Here is a 13,923-nt window from a genome sequence, read left to right on the forward strand (position 1 = left end):
GGTGCGCTCACCCGCGCTGCGGCGGGACGGCGTCGGGGCGTGGGACGAGGGTCGTGAGCTCGGGCACGTCCCGCGCCAGTCCCTCGTCGAGCGTGGCCGGCGACGCGCCCGGGACGGCGGCCACGAGGCTCGTGAGGTAGGCGTCCGTCACCTGCCGGTGTCCGCCCACGTGGCCGAGACGGGCGTCGGCGAAGGACAGGGAGTCCGGCCAGAACTCGCATCCGGGGAGCGCGTGCACGGCCCGGAGGAGCCCGGTCGCCGTCGACGGTGTCTCCCCGGCCCGGACCAGGAACCGGACGAGCGCGCCCTCCACCACGGGGCACAGGGCGAAACGCTCGATGCGTGCACCCCACGCGGACGCCCTGTCGTGGTGTTCGTGTTCCGTGACGGTGAGCGCGATCAGGACGTTCGCATCGAGGAGGTAGGTCGTCACTCCTCGTCCACCGTGGCCGCGACGTCCTCCGAGGTGACCCGCCGTCCCACGCTCACGACCGGGAATCCGGACCGGTCGTCGTCGACACCGATCACGGCGGGCTCCCCGAGCTGGATCAACCCGCGCGCCGCCAGCTCCGCGACCCCGATCGAGGGCGTCCGGTCCCTAGGCTGTTCCCATGGTCAGCACTCGCTACGAGTCGATCGGGACACCGGACGGCGCGTTCGACGCGTTCTGCGCGGCGCCCGACGGGCCCGGCGCCCCGGCCGTCCTGGTCTTCCTGGTCTTCCAGGAGGTCTTCGGGATCAACGACAACATCCGCGGGCTGGCGGTCCGGCTGGCCGAGGCAGGCTTCCTGGCGCTGGCACCGGACGTCTTCTGGCGCATCGAGCCGCGCTTCGAACGCAAGGACGAGTCGGGGCTGGCCGACGGCTTCGCGATGGTGCAGCAGCTCGATCTCGACCTCGCCGCCGCCGACATCACCGCCACGATGGCGCACACGCTGGCGATGCCGGGGTGCGACGGGCGGATCGGCGGCGTCGGGTTCTGCCTCGGCGGCACGCTCGCCTACCTGTTCGCCACCACGTCACGCGTGGCGGGCCGCGGACCGGACGCCGTCGTCTCGTACTACGGCTCCGGCGTGAACGGCCTGCTCGGTTCGGCGGACAGCATCGAGTGCCCGATGCTGTTCCACTACGGGGCGGACGACCCGTACATCCCCACCGAGCAGATCGACGAGGTCGAGCGGGCCCTGGCCGGTCGCGCCGACGTCACCCTGCACCGCTACGACGCCGGGCACGCGTTCTCCAACTGGGACGCCCCGTCGATGTACGACGAGTCCGCCGCGCGGCCGGCGTGGGACCGGACGATCCGGTTCCTCGACCGGCACCTCCGCACCTGAGGCCGCGAGGACGGATGGGTGTCCTGGCGGCAGGACGACGCCACTCGGTCGCATGCCGGACGGACGGCACGGTCGTCGCGACCGGGGACGGCCGGGCCGGCGAGTGCGACGTCGGCGGGTGGACCGGCGTCGTCGCCGTGGCGGTGGGCAACGTCCACACCGCGGCCAACACAGGCAGGGCCCACACGGTCGGACTCCGCTGCGACGGGACGGTGCTCGCGACCGGCTGGAACGGCGACGGGCAGTGCACCGTGGACGGGTGGCGGAGTGTCACAGCGGTCGCAGCCGGATGGCGCCGGACCCTCGGGCTGCTCGCGGACGGCACCGTGGTGGCTGCAGGGAGGGATGCCGAAGGGCAGTGCCGGGTCGCGGACTGGCGTGGGGTGCGGGCCCTCGCCTGCGGTGACTGGCACTCCGTCGGGGTGCTGGTGGACGGGACGGCCGTCGCCACCGGGAACGACCGGCGCGGCCAGTGCCGGGTCGAGGAGTGGCGCGACCTGGTGGACGTCGGCGCCGGTGCGCTGCACACCGTCGGGCTGAGAGCCGGCGGCACCGTCGTCGCGGCGCCCGGCGACGGGCCGGGCACCGTGGCCGTCAGGGCGTGGCGGGACGTCGTCGCGCTGTCGGCCGGCAGCCACCACACCGTGGCGTTGCGCGCGGACGGCACGGTCCTGGCCGCCGGGGACGACGCCCACGGGCAGTGCGACGTGCAGGAATGGCGTGATGTCGTCGCGGTGGCGGCCGGTTCCACCCACACTCTCGGGCTCCGGGCGGACGGGACGGTCGTCGCCGCCGGGAACGACGCGGACCGGCGGTGCCGGGTCGGTGGGTGGAGCGGAGTCCGGTCGGCGCCTACACGTTGAAGCGGAATTCGACCACGTCGCCGTCGTGCATGACGTAGTCCTTCCCCTCCATCCGCACCTTCCCCGCGGCCTTCGCGGCGTTCATCGTCCCGGCCGCGACGAGGTCGTCGTAGGACACGATCTCGGCCTTGATGAACCCGCGCTCGAAGTCGGTGTGGATCACGCCGGCGGCCTGCGGGGCGGTCGCGCCCTGCGGGATCGTCCAGGCGCGGGACTCCTTGGGCCCGGCGGTGAGGTAGGTCTGCAGCCCGAGGGTGGAGAACCCGGCGCGGGCGAGGGCGGCGAGGCCCGCCTCGTCCTGCCCGATCGACTCCAGCAGCTCGGCCGCGGACTCGTCGTCGAGCTCGAGCAGCTCGGCCTCGACCTTGGCGTCCAGGAAGACCGCCTGCGCCGGGGCGACGAGCTCGGTCAGCTCCTTGCGGCGGGCGTCGTCGGAGAGGACGGCCTCGTCGGCGTTGAACACGTACAGGAACGGCTTGGTGGTGAGCAGCGTCAGCTCGCGCAGCAGGCTGGTGTCGGCGCCGGCCTGGAACAGCGTCCGGCCCTCGTTGAGGATCCCGGCCGCGGCCTGCGCGGCGTCGAGCACCGGGCGCCGGTCCTTCTGGGTGCGAGCCTCCTTCTCCAGCCGCGGGAGTGCCTTCTCCAGCGTCTGCAGATCGGCCAGCACGAGCTCGGTCGCGATCGTCTCGATGTCGCTCGCGGCGTCGATGCGGCCGTCGACGTGCACCACGTCCGGGTCGTCGAAGACCCGCACGACCTGGCAGATCGCGTCGGACTCGCGGATGTTGGCGAGGAACTTGTTGCCCAGGCCCGCCCCCTCGGAGGCGCCCTTGACGATGCCGGCGATGTCGACGAACGACACCGTCGCCGGGAGGATCTTGTCCGAGGCGAAGATCTCGGCCAGCTTGTCCAGGCGGGGATCCGGCAGCGGGACCACGCCGACGTTCGGCTCGATCGTCGCGAACGGGTAGTTCGCGGCCAGGACGTCGTTACGGGTCAGCGCGTTGAACAGGGTCGACTTGCCGACGTTGGGCAGGCCGACGATGCCGAGGGTGAGGGACACGGACGACCAGGGTAGTCGCGCCGGTCAGCCGGGTTCGAGCCGGTAGCCCGCCCCGCGCACCGTCGCGATCCAGTCGGGCCCGAGCTTGCGCCGCAGGTAGCGGACGTAGACGTCCACGACGTTGGACGACGTGGCCGCCGCGCTGTACTCCGAGCCCCACACCAGGCGGAGCAACTGGTCCCGGGACAGCACCTGCCCGGGGTGCCGCAGGAACGTCTCGGCCAGCGCGAACTCCCGCGCCGACAGCTCGACCGCGTGGCCGTGCAGGGTCACCAGCCGGGTCCGCGGGTCCAGCTCCAGCCCGCGGTGGGCCAGCACCTCCGGGTCCGGGGCGGGCCGGGCCCGTTCGAGCCGCAGCTGCACCCGGGCCAGGAGCTCCTCGAACTGGAACGGCTTGGCCATGTAGTCGTCGGCGCCACCGGTCAGCCCGGCCACGGTGTCGTGCACGCTGTCCCGCGCCGTCAGGATGATCACGGGGATGGCGCTGCCCGCCGCGCGGAGCCGGCGGAGCACGTCGAAGCCGTCCATCCCGGGCAGTCCGATGTCGAGCACCATCAGGTCGAACCCGCCGGTGAGGGCGTGGTCGTGGACACCGGTGCCGTCGGCGACGACGGTCACCCCGAACCCGGCGGCGACCAGGCCCTTCTTGAGGAACGACGCGATCCGCGGCTCGTCCTCGGCGACCAGGATCCGGCTGCTCACGTCTCGCTCCTCGGCAGGTCCAGTGTGAACGTCGCGCCGTGCCCGGGGGTGCTCTCCAGCAGCACGCGGCCCCCGTGCGTCGTCGCGATCGCCTCGACGATCGACAGTCCCAGCCCCGCGCCGTCGGAGCGCGGCGCGTTCTCACCACGGGCGAACCGGCGGAACACCCGGTGCCGGTCCTCGGGCGCGACACCGGGGCCGCCGTCGGCGACCCAGACACGGAGCCGGTCCCCCACCGCCTCGGATCCGAGCGCGATCCGGTCGCCCGTACCGGTGAACCGGGTCGCGTTGTCCGCCAGCGCGACGACGGCCTGGGTGATCCGGTGCGGATCCATCCGGGCGTGCACGTGCGCGACGGACTCCAGCTGCCAGTCCCGGTCGGCCAGCCCGGTCAGCTTGTCGAACAGCTCCCGGGTCAGCTCGGCGACGTCGACGGACTCCGGCCGGAGCAACGACGGCTGCTCGGCGCGGGTCAGCGCGAGCATCTCGGAGACGAGCCGGTTCATCCGTTCCAGCTCGTCGTCGACCAGTGCGACGGTCTCGGTGACGTCCTCGGGGTCACGCGCGTCCAGGACGCCCAGGTGCCCACGGACGATCGTGATCGGTGTGCGGAGCTCGTGGCCGGCGTCGTCGACGAAGCGGCGCTGGGCCTGCATGCCCGACTGCACGCGGTCGAGCATCGCGTTGAGCGTCCCGGCCAGCTCGGCGATCTCGTCGCGGGCCCGCGCGTGCTGCGGGACCCGCCGCGAGAGGTCGCTGCCGGTGATCGTCCGCGCGGTGGCGGCGACGTCGCGCAGCGGGCGCAGGATCCGCCCCGCGACCAGCCAGGCACCGACGGCGCTGAGCAGCGCCGTACCGAACCCGACCAGGCCCATCAGCCGCGCCGCCTCGTTCGCGAACTCGTGCTCCTGCTCGGTGAAGTAGCCGATCACGATGACGCCGGTCGACGGGTCGCCCGCCAGCCCGACCGGCAGCGCCGACCAGCGGACCTCACCGGCCTCGCTGAAGTAGGAACCGCTGGTCAGCCGCGGGACGTCGGCGACGAGCCGGTTGAACCCCGGGTCCTCGCGCAGCAGCACCCGCGGGCTGGTGCGGCGGGACTCCCAGCGGAACTCGCCGTCGAGGTAGCCGAGGAACTTCTCGTTCGGACGCGCGACGTTCGCCGCGATCACCGAACGGAGGATCTCGTCGACCGAGCCGTAGGGCCGGCCGGTCGTCGGGTTGATGCCGGTCACCGTCACCCGGGCGAACTCGGCGGTCTCGGAGCGCAGCGCCTCGTCGATCCGGCGGTCCGACTCGTTGATCAGCAGCAGCCAGGTCACGAACGTGACGACGCCCAGCGACGCGAGCACGAGCAGCAGCACCCAGCCCACGATGCGGGTGCGGGCCGCGGTGGCCCGGCCCGCACGTCGGCCCTCGGGGCCGGCGTCGACGGCCTCGGTCGCGATGATCGCCTCCTCTGCTGCCCGGGTCCCCACCATGATCCCGTACGACGCGGGGTGCGCGTCGGCGAGGCCCCCTTGCCAAAGGTCACGGACCGTCGCTGTCACTAGGCCGAGCGGAGTACGACATACTGCGCCGAGCACCCGGTCGTGACGCACCGTTCGTCGGCACGACCGGTGGCATCACCCCACGGACGCAACACCGGCCCGCACGGGGTGGAAGCTGCGGCGCCGAGACCGAGGGGGATTCATGCGCCTGCCGGGAATGCACGCCCTGCTGACCGCCGGGGTGGCGGTGCTCGCCACCGCCGGCACCGTCTCCGCGGTGTCGCTGACGGCGACCGGTGCCGAGGAGGCCGCGCTGCCGCCCGCGACGCCGGCCACCTCGGCGCCGCCGCCCGCGCCGGCCCCGCCGCCGGTCGTCGCGCCGCCGCCCGCGGCACCGGTCGAGGACGAGGCGTCGAGCGACGGCGGATCGCGCGGATCCGGATCGTCGGACTCGGGGCCGGGCTCGTCCGGCTCGGGTTCGTCGGGCTCCGGTTCGTCCGGCTCGGGCACCTCCGGAACCGGGAACTCCGGATCCGGCGGGTCCGGATCCGGCAGCTCCGGATCCGGCGGGTCCGGATCCGGCGGATCGGGTTCCGGCGCCGAGCGGCCCGACCCGCCGCGCGCCACGCCGGACGACGACGGCGTCCCGCCCCGCGGCCGCCCCGACGACCCGGGCGAGCGGGAGCAGCAGGTCGAGTTCGCCTGCGAGCAGGGCTGGCTCTCCGGCTCGGTCTGCGGGAGCTGAACGGCTCGTCGCGGGTCCGATACCCGCGACCGATTCCCGCGAGTCCCGGGCGGTGCGCGGTGGCACAGTCGGTGTCGTGCTGCTCGACCACGACACCTGTTACCGCGCCGTCGCCGCGAAGGACCAGCGGTTCGACGGCCAGTTCGTCACGGCGGTGCGCACGACCGGCATCTACTGCAGGCCGTCCTGCCCGGTGCCGCCACCGAAGGCACGCAACGTCGAGTTCCTGCGCACGGCGGCGGCCGCCCAGTCGGCCGGCTACCGGGCGTGCCGGCGGTGCCTGCCCGATGCCGTCCCGGGGTCCCCGGAGTGGAACCTGCGGGCGGACGCCGCCGGGCGGGCGATGCGGCTGATCGCCGACGGCGTCGTCGAACGGGAGGGGGTGCCCGGGCTCGCGTCGCGACTCGGGTACTCGCCCCGGCAGCTCGGCCGGATCCTCACCGCCGAGCTCGGCGCCGGGCCGCTCGCGCTGGCCCGCGCGCAGCGCGCGCACACCGCCCGCGTCCTGGTGGAGACGACGCCGCTCGGCCTGGCCGACGTCGCGTTCGCCGCCGGGTTCGGCAGCGTGCGCCAGTTCAACGACACCGTCCGCGGCGTCTACGGCGTACCGCCGTCACGGCTCCGGAGCGAGGCCGCGCGGCGGCGGGGTGCGGCGCACGCGGCACCGGGGACGATCACGCTCCGGCTGCCGTACCGGGCCCCGTTCGACCCGCACGGGTTGCTCGATCACCTGGCCGCCCGCGCCGTCGACCGGGTCGAACGCGTCGACGGCGGCACCTACCGGCGGACGCTGCGCCTGCCGCACGGCCCGGCGTCGGTCGCGCTCGACCTGACCGCCCGGCCCGGCGCCGTGCTGGCGACGCTGCGCACGACCGACCCGCGCGACGTCGGCCCGGCGGTGTCCCGGCTGCGCCGGCTGCTCGATCTCGACGCCGACCCGCTCGCCGTCGACACCGCGCTGGCCGCCGACCCGGTCCTCGCCCCGCTCGTCGCGGCGACGCCGGGGATCCGGCTGGCGGGCACCGCCGATCCGGCCGAGACGGCCGTCCGCACCGTGCTCGGCCAGCAGGTCTCGGTCGCCGCGGCACGGACCGCGGCGTCCCGGATCGCGGCGTCGCACGGGACGGAGCTGCCACCCGCCCTGCGCGACGACGACGGCCCCGACCTGCTCTTCCCCGCCCCGGAGACGCTCGCCGACGTCGAGCTCGCCGGTCCGGCGCGGCGCGCCGCCTCGCTGCGCGGGCTGTGCTCCGCGCTCGCGTCGGGAGAGCTCGTGCTCGACGCCGGACGCGAACCCGACGCGCTGCGCGCCGAGCTGCGGACGCTGCCCGGGATCGGGCCGTGGAGCGCCGGCTACCTCGCGATGCGGGTGCTCGGCGATCCCGACGAACTGCTGGCGTCGGACCTCGCGGTGCGCCGCGGGGCCGCGGCGCTCGGCCTGCCCGGCGAGGAGGACGCGCTCACCGGGCGCGCCCGCGCCTGGGCGCCCTGGCGGTCCTACGCCGCCACCCATCTCTGGCGGGCGGCCACGTCCGCCCCCGCCGTCAGGAGGAACGCATGAGCACCGCCGTCTGGGCCACCCGGGACACCCCGGCCGGGCCCTTCACCGCCGTCGTCGACGCCGACGGGTACGTCCTCGCCTCGGGCTGGACGGGCTCGGTCGACGACCTGCTGCCGCTGATCCACGACTCGCTGGCCCCCACCGGGGTGACCGAGGGCGACATCGGTGCGGTCGGCGACGCGATCGACCGCTACCACGACGGCGACCTGTCGGCCGTCGACGGCGTCGCGGTCCGCCAGCGGTCCGGCCCGTACCGCGAGCACGCCTGGGACGTCCTGCGCACGGTGCCCGCCGGCGCCCCGGTCACCTACACCGGGTACGCCGAGAAGACCGGCCGGCCGGCCGCCGTGCGGGCCGCGGCCGGCGCCTGCGCGCACAACGCGGCCGCCCTGTTCGTGCCGTGCCACCGGGTGCTGCGCACCGACGGCTCACTGGGCGGGTTCCGCTGGGGCCTGCCGGTCAAGCGGTGGCTGCTCGACCACGAGTCGGCCGACCTGCGGCTGGACTGACCCGCCGGGGGACCGTCCACGGGGCCGTGCGTCCACTCCGGACGCACGGCCCCGTCGTCGTGGTCAGGGTGCGGGGTAGAAGGACGTGACGCCCATCCGCTCCCCGATGCCGATCCTCCCGGTCGCGACGAAACGCCCCGGGATCGGCTCGAGCGCCTCCGACGCCGTGAACTCGACGGTGTCGGCCGGGACGAGCGCCGGGCCCTCGACCCGGACGTCGAACTGCACCGGGGTGCCGGGGCCGAAGTCGACCGGGCTCGCGGCACCGTCGGCGGGACCGGCGTAGGGCAGCTCCTGCGGCACCCCGGCGAGCGAGGCCGCCACCAGGTGCGGCCAGCCGTTGACCCGGCACGGCGCGGTGCCCGGGTCGGCGACGAGGCGGACCGTGTAGCTGCTGAACCCGCCGGTCGACACACCCGGCCGGACGGTCGCCTGGACGTTCTCGGGCGCGCACGCCGTCGGTGCGGGCGGCGGGGGTGTCGTGGCCGCCGCGGCGTTCGCGACGCCGGCCGGGGCGAGTGCCAGACCCGCCGTGACGGCCAGTGCGGCGGCGGTACGGGTGATGGTGCGCATGGGTTCCCCTCGGGTGTCGGTGACGTCCGGCGGCCCGTCCACGGGCGGGGCGGTGTCCCCCCTCCCCTGCCCCGTGGACGGGTGCCGGTGTGCGGTCCCGGACGGGACCGCGCCGCGGGCCGGGTCCGGCCCGCGGTGGCTCGGTGCTGCGGTTCAGCGGTGCGGCCCGGTCCCGCACGGATCGGCGCCGCGGGTCACTGCTGCCCGGTGACCGGCCCGATCCGGATGCCCGCGTCGACCCCGATCGGGCCGTACGCGGTGAAGGCGCCCGGGATCTCCCCGTCCGGGGCGCCCGGGGTGAAGTCGACCTGGTCCGCCTGCGCAGGGCCGGGCGAGCTCGGGACCTGGACGTCGAACTGCACGGGATCGGCCGGGCCGAAGACCACCGGACGCGTCTGGTCGCCGTAGGGCACCGCGTCGACCGCACGCGGCGAACCGTTCAGGCTGAACGTGACGTCGGACGGCGATCCCTGCAGGATGCAGTTCGCCGTCCCGGGCGCGGCGGTGAGCACCACCGAGTAGTGGCGGTGCCCGGCGCTCGACGGCGCCGGCTGCACGACCGCGTTCGTGTTCGCGGGGCGGCAGGCGCTGGGTGCGGGGTCGATCACCGGGTCGGCGCTCGCGACCCCGGCGGGGACGAGCACCGCCCCGGCGGTGGCGACGGCGGCGGCCGCCGTCGCAGCGGTCCGTGCGATGGTGCGGGCGAGTCGGGTGTCCATGGGTACCTCTCTCGGTCCTCGCGGTGCCGCTCCGGTGTCCCGGAGCGCTGGTGTCACGGCGGCCGGGCCGCCGGACGGGTCGGCGCCGTCGGTCAGCGGGCCGCACTGGTGATCGGGCCGGCCGTCATGCCGGCGTCGACGGTGATCGGGCCGTACGCGGTGAAGGTGACGTCGGAGCCGGGGATCGGCTTGAAGGTCGTCTCGTTGGCGTGCGCGGGCCCGCCGGAGTCCGGGACGTGGATGTCGAACGTGACGGGGGCGCCGTCACCGAACGGGACGCGGTAGCCGTCCTCCCCGGTGGGCTGCACGTCCGCCGGCCGCGGCGAGCCGTTGAGGCTGAAGCCGAAGTCGGTCGGCGTTCCACCCAGGAAGCACTGGGCCGCACCGGGCTTCGCGTAGACCGTGACGGTGTAGTTCGCGACCTCGGCGGTGGAGGGAAGCGCTTCGACGACGGCCTTCTGGTTGCCTTCGGTGCACCCGGTGAAGGGCGGGGTCTCGGCGGGCGCGGCGGAGGCGACCCCGGCCGGGACGAGTGCCGCCGCGGCTGCCATCGTGACGGCGGCGGTGATGCGGGCGAGTCGGGTCTGCTTCGTCGTCATCTGCGGTACCTCTCTCGTTCCTCGTGGACGCCCCGGCAGCCGATCGGGCCGCCGTGGGCGCTTGCACAGGGAGAGACGCGTGCACCACGGAACAGTTCGCCCGGCGTGTCATCCGCCTCGCCGGAGCAACCCCGAGGTCCGTCCGGACGTCCGCGTGTACGCCGTCCGCCGCACACCGGACTCGCGGACACGCCCATGACCTGCGGGTTCACCGGAACTGTCAGGGGTCCGGTGCACGCTGCGTGCCGTGGACGTCCTGAGCCTTCTCGCCGGAACGCTGCTCGGTGCGGCGCTGGCCGCCGTCGTCACCTGGCTGGTCGCCACCGCCCGGTTCCGCGCCGAGGCGGCGGAGGCCGCACGGGTCGCCGCCAACACGGCGGCGACCACCCGGGCCGACGCGGCGGGCCTGCGCGCCGAGCGCTCCGGGCTCATGGAGCGGATCGAGGAGCTGCACGAGTCCCTCGACGACGCGACCGTCCGTGCGCGGCGGGCGGAGTCCGACGCGGCGGGCGCGACCGCGGCGCTGCGGGCCGAGCGGGAGGCGCGGGCGGAGGCCGAGACCGGGTTGAAGGACTCCTTCGCCGCGCTGTCGCAGGACGCGCTGGCCCGCAACAACGAGGCGTTCGTGGCGCTCGCCGAGAGCCGGCTCAAGGAGGCGACCGCCGAGCTGTCGGCGAAGGCCCGGGGTGACGAGACCGCGCGCGCCAAGGCCGTCGAGCAGATGCTCGACCCCGTCACGGCGGCGCTCGGCCGCGTCGAGGGCCAGCTGCGCTCGGTGGAGAAGGAGCGCGAGTCCGCCTACGCGGGACTGCGCGAGCAGGTGCGGGCGATGGCCGCCAACTCCGAGAAACTCGGCACCGAGACCAAGGCGCTGGTGAACGCGCTGCGCGCGCCCCAGGTCCGCGGGCGGTGGGGCGAGATGCAGCTGCAGCGGGTCGCCGAGATGGCCGGGATGGTCGAGCACTGCGACTTCTCCACCCAGGTCTCCGCCGACGGCGAGGACGGCGGCGTCCGCCCGGACATGCTCGTCCGCCTGGCCGGGGGCAAGCAGGTGGTGGTGGACGCCAAGGTCCCGTTCGCGGCGTACCTGGAGGCCGTCGAGGCCACCGACCCCGACGTGCACGCGCAGAAGCTCACGGCGCACGCCCGGCAGCTCCGCACCCACGTCGACCAGCTCGCGGGCAAGGCGTACTGGGAGTCGTTCGAGCCGACACCCGAGTTCGTCGTGCTGTTCGTGCCGGGCGACCCGTTCCTGGAGGCGGCGCTGCGTTCCGATCCCGGGCTGCTGGAGCACGCGTTCGGCCGCAACGTGGTCCTCGCGACGCCGACCACCCTGGTCGCGCTGCTCCGCACCGTCGCCTACGGCTGGAAGCAGGAGGCACTGGCCCGCAACGCGGCACAGGTGCACCGGCTCGGCCGCGAGCTGCACGGCCGGCTCGCGACCATGGGCACGCACGTCGCCAAGCTCGGCCGGAGCCTCGACTCGGTGGTGGAGAGCTACAACCGCACCGTGTCGTCGCTGGAGGCGCGGGTGCTGGTGAGCGCCCGCAAGTTCACCGAGCTGCAGGTCGCCGACACCGAGCTCGAGGGGCCCACCACGGTGGACCGCACCCCGCGCGGTGTCTCGGCGCCGGAGCTGGTCGCCTCCGCCGGGGACTCGCTGGTGTCGCTGGAGGACCTCGGCCGCGGCGACGCCGAGGAGCGGCAGCAGCGGGTCCGCACGCCGTGGGCCGACGCGGCCCGGGCCGAGCACGGCCGGAGCGGGCCCGGCCGGGCCGACCACGCCGGCGACCCGCACCTCCACCCGGACGGCCCCTTCGGCGACGGTGGGCCGGCCGACGGGTCCGGGCCCGCACCGCGGGGGGAGTTAGGCTGACCGGGTGACCACGCGCACGAGCTCGGCCCGCCGGCCCGGCGGATCCGCGTCCCGGTCCCCCGCTCCTGCCCGTGGCAGCTGGCCGGTCCGGGAGCGGTCGCTCCTCCGTCCCGTCCTCGGCATCCCGCCGCTCGCCGCGATCGGCATCGCCGTCGCGACGACGGCCGTCGGGGTGCTCGTCGACCTGCTCCGGATCGGGACCGTGGGCCGGGTCTTCGAGGTCGGGTACCTCCTCGGGTGTGTGCTCGCCGTCTCCTGGGTGCGACGGCGCAGCATCTTCCTCCCGGCGGTGCAGCCACCGCTGCTGCTGGCCGTCGTCGTGCCGTTGACGGCGGTGCTGATCGGCGCGCCGACCGGTGGCGGCGCGGCGGAGAGCGTCCTGATGGCGGGTGCCCCGCTGATCAACGCGTTCCCGGCGATGGCGGTCACGACGGCGGTCGTCCTCCTGGTCACCGGCTTCCGGCTGCTGCGGCAGCGGCTCGGCCCGGACGACTCCGTGGGACGCCTGCGGGCGCGGCTCGGCCGCGACCCGGGTGGCCACGACCCGGACGGTCCCGGCGGTACCCCCGGCGCCGGCCGGAGCCGCCGCGGTGGGGCCCGCAACGCGGACACGGAGCGCCCCGGAGAACGACGTCCCGGGCGTGGCCGTTCCGGACGGGGCACGACGACGGGCCGGTCCGCCGACGGGCGCGGCCGTCCCGGTGGCGCGGGCGGCGCGACCGAGCGGTCCCCGCGACGGGGATCCACCGGCCGGGCCGGGGACGGCGCCGCCCGAACCGGCTCGACCGGCCGTGCCGACGCCGGCCGGGGCGGTTCCGTGTCGGACCGCTCCGGGTCGGGACGGTCCGGGGCACCCGGCTCCGGCGGCTCCGCGGGCGCGGGTGGTGTGGCCGGCTCCCGCTCGTCCGGTACCGGGCGGTCCGGGTCCGGACGGTCCGGCATCCCGGGTGCGGCGCGGTCCGGCGGTACCGGCGAGGCCGGGGGCCGGTCGACGTCCCGGTCGGAAGGAGCGCGACCGTCCGGCGCGACACGGCGGAACCCCTCCGGGCGGACCCGCCGCGACTCCGGCTGACGGAGCCCGGCACACCGGACGGATCACACATCCGGTCCCGCCGGCGTCGCCGCTGGTAGGCGGTCCGGGGGTACCCCGGTCACACCGTCCGGGGCAACCGACCGGACAATCGAGGCAACCCGCCCCCCGGTCCGGGCGTCACATGTTCCGGGGGCAGGCGTGACCGCCCGCTCCCCGACGCCCGTCGCACGACCTGGAGAACGATGTCCACCACCCGGAACACCCGCCTCCCCCGGCCCGCGATCCTCGTCGCGCTCGTCACCGCGGCGATCGCGCTGATCGGCGTCGGTACGGCACTGGCCTCGACGCCGGCGGCGCAGGCGTTCCGCGACCAGCCCCTGGTGCCCGGCACCCCGTGCACCGTGACCGCCCGCGCCTGCGTCGATCTCGACTCGAAGCAGTCCTGGCTGTTCGACGCCGGCAAGGTCGTCAACGGCCCGGTCCCGGTCGCGACCGGCGGTCCCGGCAAGGAGACCCCGATCGGCCACTCGCTGCGGGTCTACCGCAAGGAGCAGCTGCACCACAGCGGGGAGTACACCGCCACCAACGGCGAGCCGGCCCCGATGCCGTGGTCGGTCTTCTTCCAGGACGGCGGGATCGCCTTCCACGAGGGCCGCACCGACACCCCGTCGGCCGGCTGCGTCCGGCTGACCAAGGACCACGCCGTCGCGTGGTTCAACCACCTGCAGATCGGCGACCAGGTCCAGGTCGTCTCCGGCAAGCAGGTCCAGGCGGAGCGCGGCGCGCCCCCGGCCTGATCCCCTCACACACGACGAACGCCCCCGGGACCCGATCGGGTCCCGGGGGCGTTCGTCCG

15 protein-coding genes are annotated in these 13,923 nt (G+C 75.2%); 8 read left to right on the plus strand and 7 right to left on the minus strand.

What is annotated here, in order from left to right:
* Window positions 1-7: 7 nt before the first annotated feature.
* Entirely contained in the window at window positions 8-433 is a 426-nt protein-coding gene (locus AD017_RS09270; protein WP_010223787.1) for a PIN domain-containing protein, read from the minus strand.
* Window positions 434-611: 178 nt separating this feature from the next.
* Between AD017_RS09270 and AD017_RS09275 the strand changes: the two genes are divergently transcribed.
* Complete coding sequence (locus AD017_RS09275; protein ID WP_060573954.1) at window positions 612-1,334, plus strand: dienelactone hydrolase family protein; 723 nt, start codon at window positions 612-614, stop codon at window positions 1,332-1,334.
* 14 nt (window positions 1,335-1,348) lie between these two features.
* Entirely contained in the window at window positions 1,349-2,197 is an 849-nt protein-coding gene (locus AD017_RS09280; RefSeq protein WP_060573955.1) for an RCC1 repeat protein, read from the plus strand.
* Here the strand turns inward: AD017_RS09280 and ychF are convergent.
* From ychF to AD017_RS09295, 3 genes are read right to left on the minus strand one after another with little or no spacing between them, the layout of a single operon-like run.
* On the minus strand, window positions 2,187-3,260 hold the full coding sequence (gene ychF / locus AD017_RS09285; protein WP_060573956.1) for a redox-regulated ATPase YchF: 1,074 nt from the start codon (window positions 3,258-3,260) through the stop codon (window positions 2,187-2,189). The two genes, AD017_RS09280 and ychF, sit on opposite strands and share 11 nt — an antisense overlap.
* A 24-nt stretch (window positions 3,261-3,284) precedes the next feature.
* Window positions 3,285-3,962, minus strand: coding sequence for a response regulator transcription factor (locus AD017_RS09290; protein WP_010223755.1), 678 nt, complete (start codon window positions 3,960-3,962; stop codon window positions 3,285-3,287).
* Entirely contained in the window at window positions 3,959-5,512 is a 1,554-nt protein-coding gene (locus tag AD017_RS09295) for a cell wall metabolism sensor histidine kinase WalK (RefSeq protein WP_227013367.1), read from the minus strand. Before AD017_RS09295 ends, AD017_RS09290 begins: the two co-directional genes overlap by 4 nt.
* A gap of 142 nt (window positions 5,513-5,654) precedes the next feature.
* Between AD017_RS09295 and AD017_RS35790 the strand changes: the two genes are divergently transcribed.
* From AD017_RS35790 to AD017_RS09310, 3 genes are all read left to right on the plus strand, one after another.
* On the plus strand, window positions 5,655-6,197 hold the full coding sequence (locus AD017_RS35790; protein WP_193408780.1) for a hypothetical protein: 543 nt from the start codon (window positions 5,655-5,657) through the stop codon (window positions 6,195-6,197).
* A 76-nt stretch (window positions 6,198-6,273) separates the two neighbouring features.
* A complete protein-coding gene (locus AD017_RS09305) occupies window positions 6,274-7,758 on the plus strand; it encodes an AlkA N-terminal domain-containing protein (RefSeq protein WP_060576315.1) in 1,485 nt (494 codons plus the stop codon).
* Window positions 7,755-8,267 carry a methylated-DNA--[protein]-cysteine S-methyltransferase gene (locus tag AD017_RS09310; protein WP_060573958.1) on the plus strand — a complete coding sequence of 171 codons (513 nt, stop codon included), beginning with the start codon at window positions 7,755-7,757 and terminating at the stop codon, window positions 8,265-8,267. The genes AD017_RS09305 and AD017_RS09310 overlap by 4 nt, the downstream gene beginning before the upstream one ends.
* Window positions 8,268-8,330: 63 nt before the next feature.
* Here the strand turns inward: AD017_RS09310 and AD017_RS09315 are convergent, their stop codons facing one another.
* The 3 genes from AD017_RS09315 to AD017_RS09325 all read right to left on the minus strand — a co-directional run bounded on the left by AD017_RS09315 (window position 8,331) and on the right by AD017_RS09325 (window position 10,158).
* Window positions 8,331-8,840, minus strand: a complete 510-nt coding sequence (locus AD017_RS09315; protein ID WP_145982703.1) for a hypothetical protein — start codon at window positions 8,838-8,840, stop codon at window positions 8,331-8,333.
* 194 nt (window positions 8,841-9,034) lie between these two features.
* Window positions 9,035-9,559: a hypothetical protein gene (locus tag AD017_RS09320; RefSeq protein ID WP_060573960.1), complete on the minus strand. Its 525-nt coding sequence runs from the start codon at window positions 9,557-9,559 to the stop codon at window positions 9,035-9,037.
* 92 nt (window positions 9,560-9,651) lie between these two features.
* Complete coding sequence (locus AD017_RS09325; protein WP_060573961.1) at window positions 9,652-10,158, minus strand: hypothetical protein; 507 nt, start codon at window positions 10,156-10,158, stop codon at window positions 9,652-9,654.
* Window positions 10,159-10,405: 247 nt separating this feature from the next.
* Between AD017_RS09325 and rmuC the strand changes: the two genes are divergently transcribed.
* From rmuC to AD017_RS09340, 3 genes are all read left to right on the plus strand, one after another.
* A complete protein-coding gene (rmuC, locus tag AD017_RS09330) occupies window positions 10,406-12,034 on the plus strand; it encodes a DNA recombination protein RmuC (RefSeq protein ID WP_060573962.1) in 1,629 nt (542 codons plus the stop codon).
* A 4-nt stretch (window positions 12,035-12,038) separates the two neighbouring features.
* Window positions 12,039-13,106, plus strand: a complete 1,068-nt coding sequence (locus AD017_RS09335; protein ID WP_060573963.1) for a DUF6542 domain-containing protein — start codon at window positions 12,039-12,041, stop codon at window positions 13,104-13,106.
* Between the two features lie 203 nt (window positions 13,107-13,309).
* Window positions 13,310-13,864: a L,D-transpeptidase gene (locus tag AD017_RS09340; protein WP_010225423.1), complete on the plus strand. Its 555-nt coding sequence runs from the start codon at window positions 13,310-13,312 to the stop codon at window positions 13,862-13,864.
* Window positions 13,865-13,923 lie beyond the last annotated feature (59 nt).

Source organism: Pseudonocardia sp. EC080619-01 (genome assembly GCF_001420995.1).
Lineage (GTDB): Bacteria > Actinomycetota > Actinomycetes > Mycobacteriales > Pseudonocardiaceae > Pseudonocardia.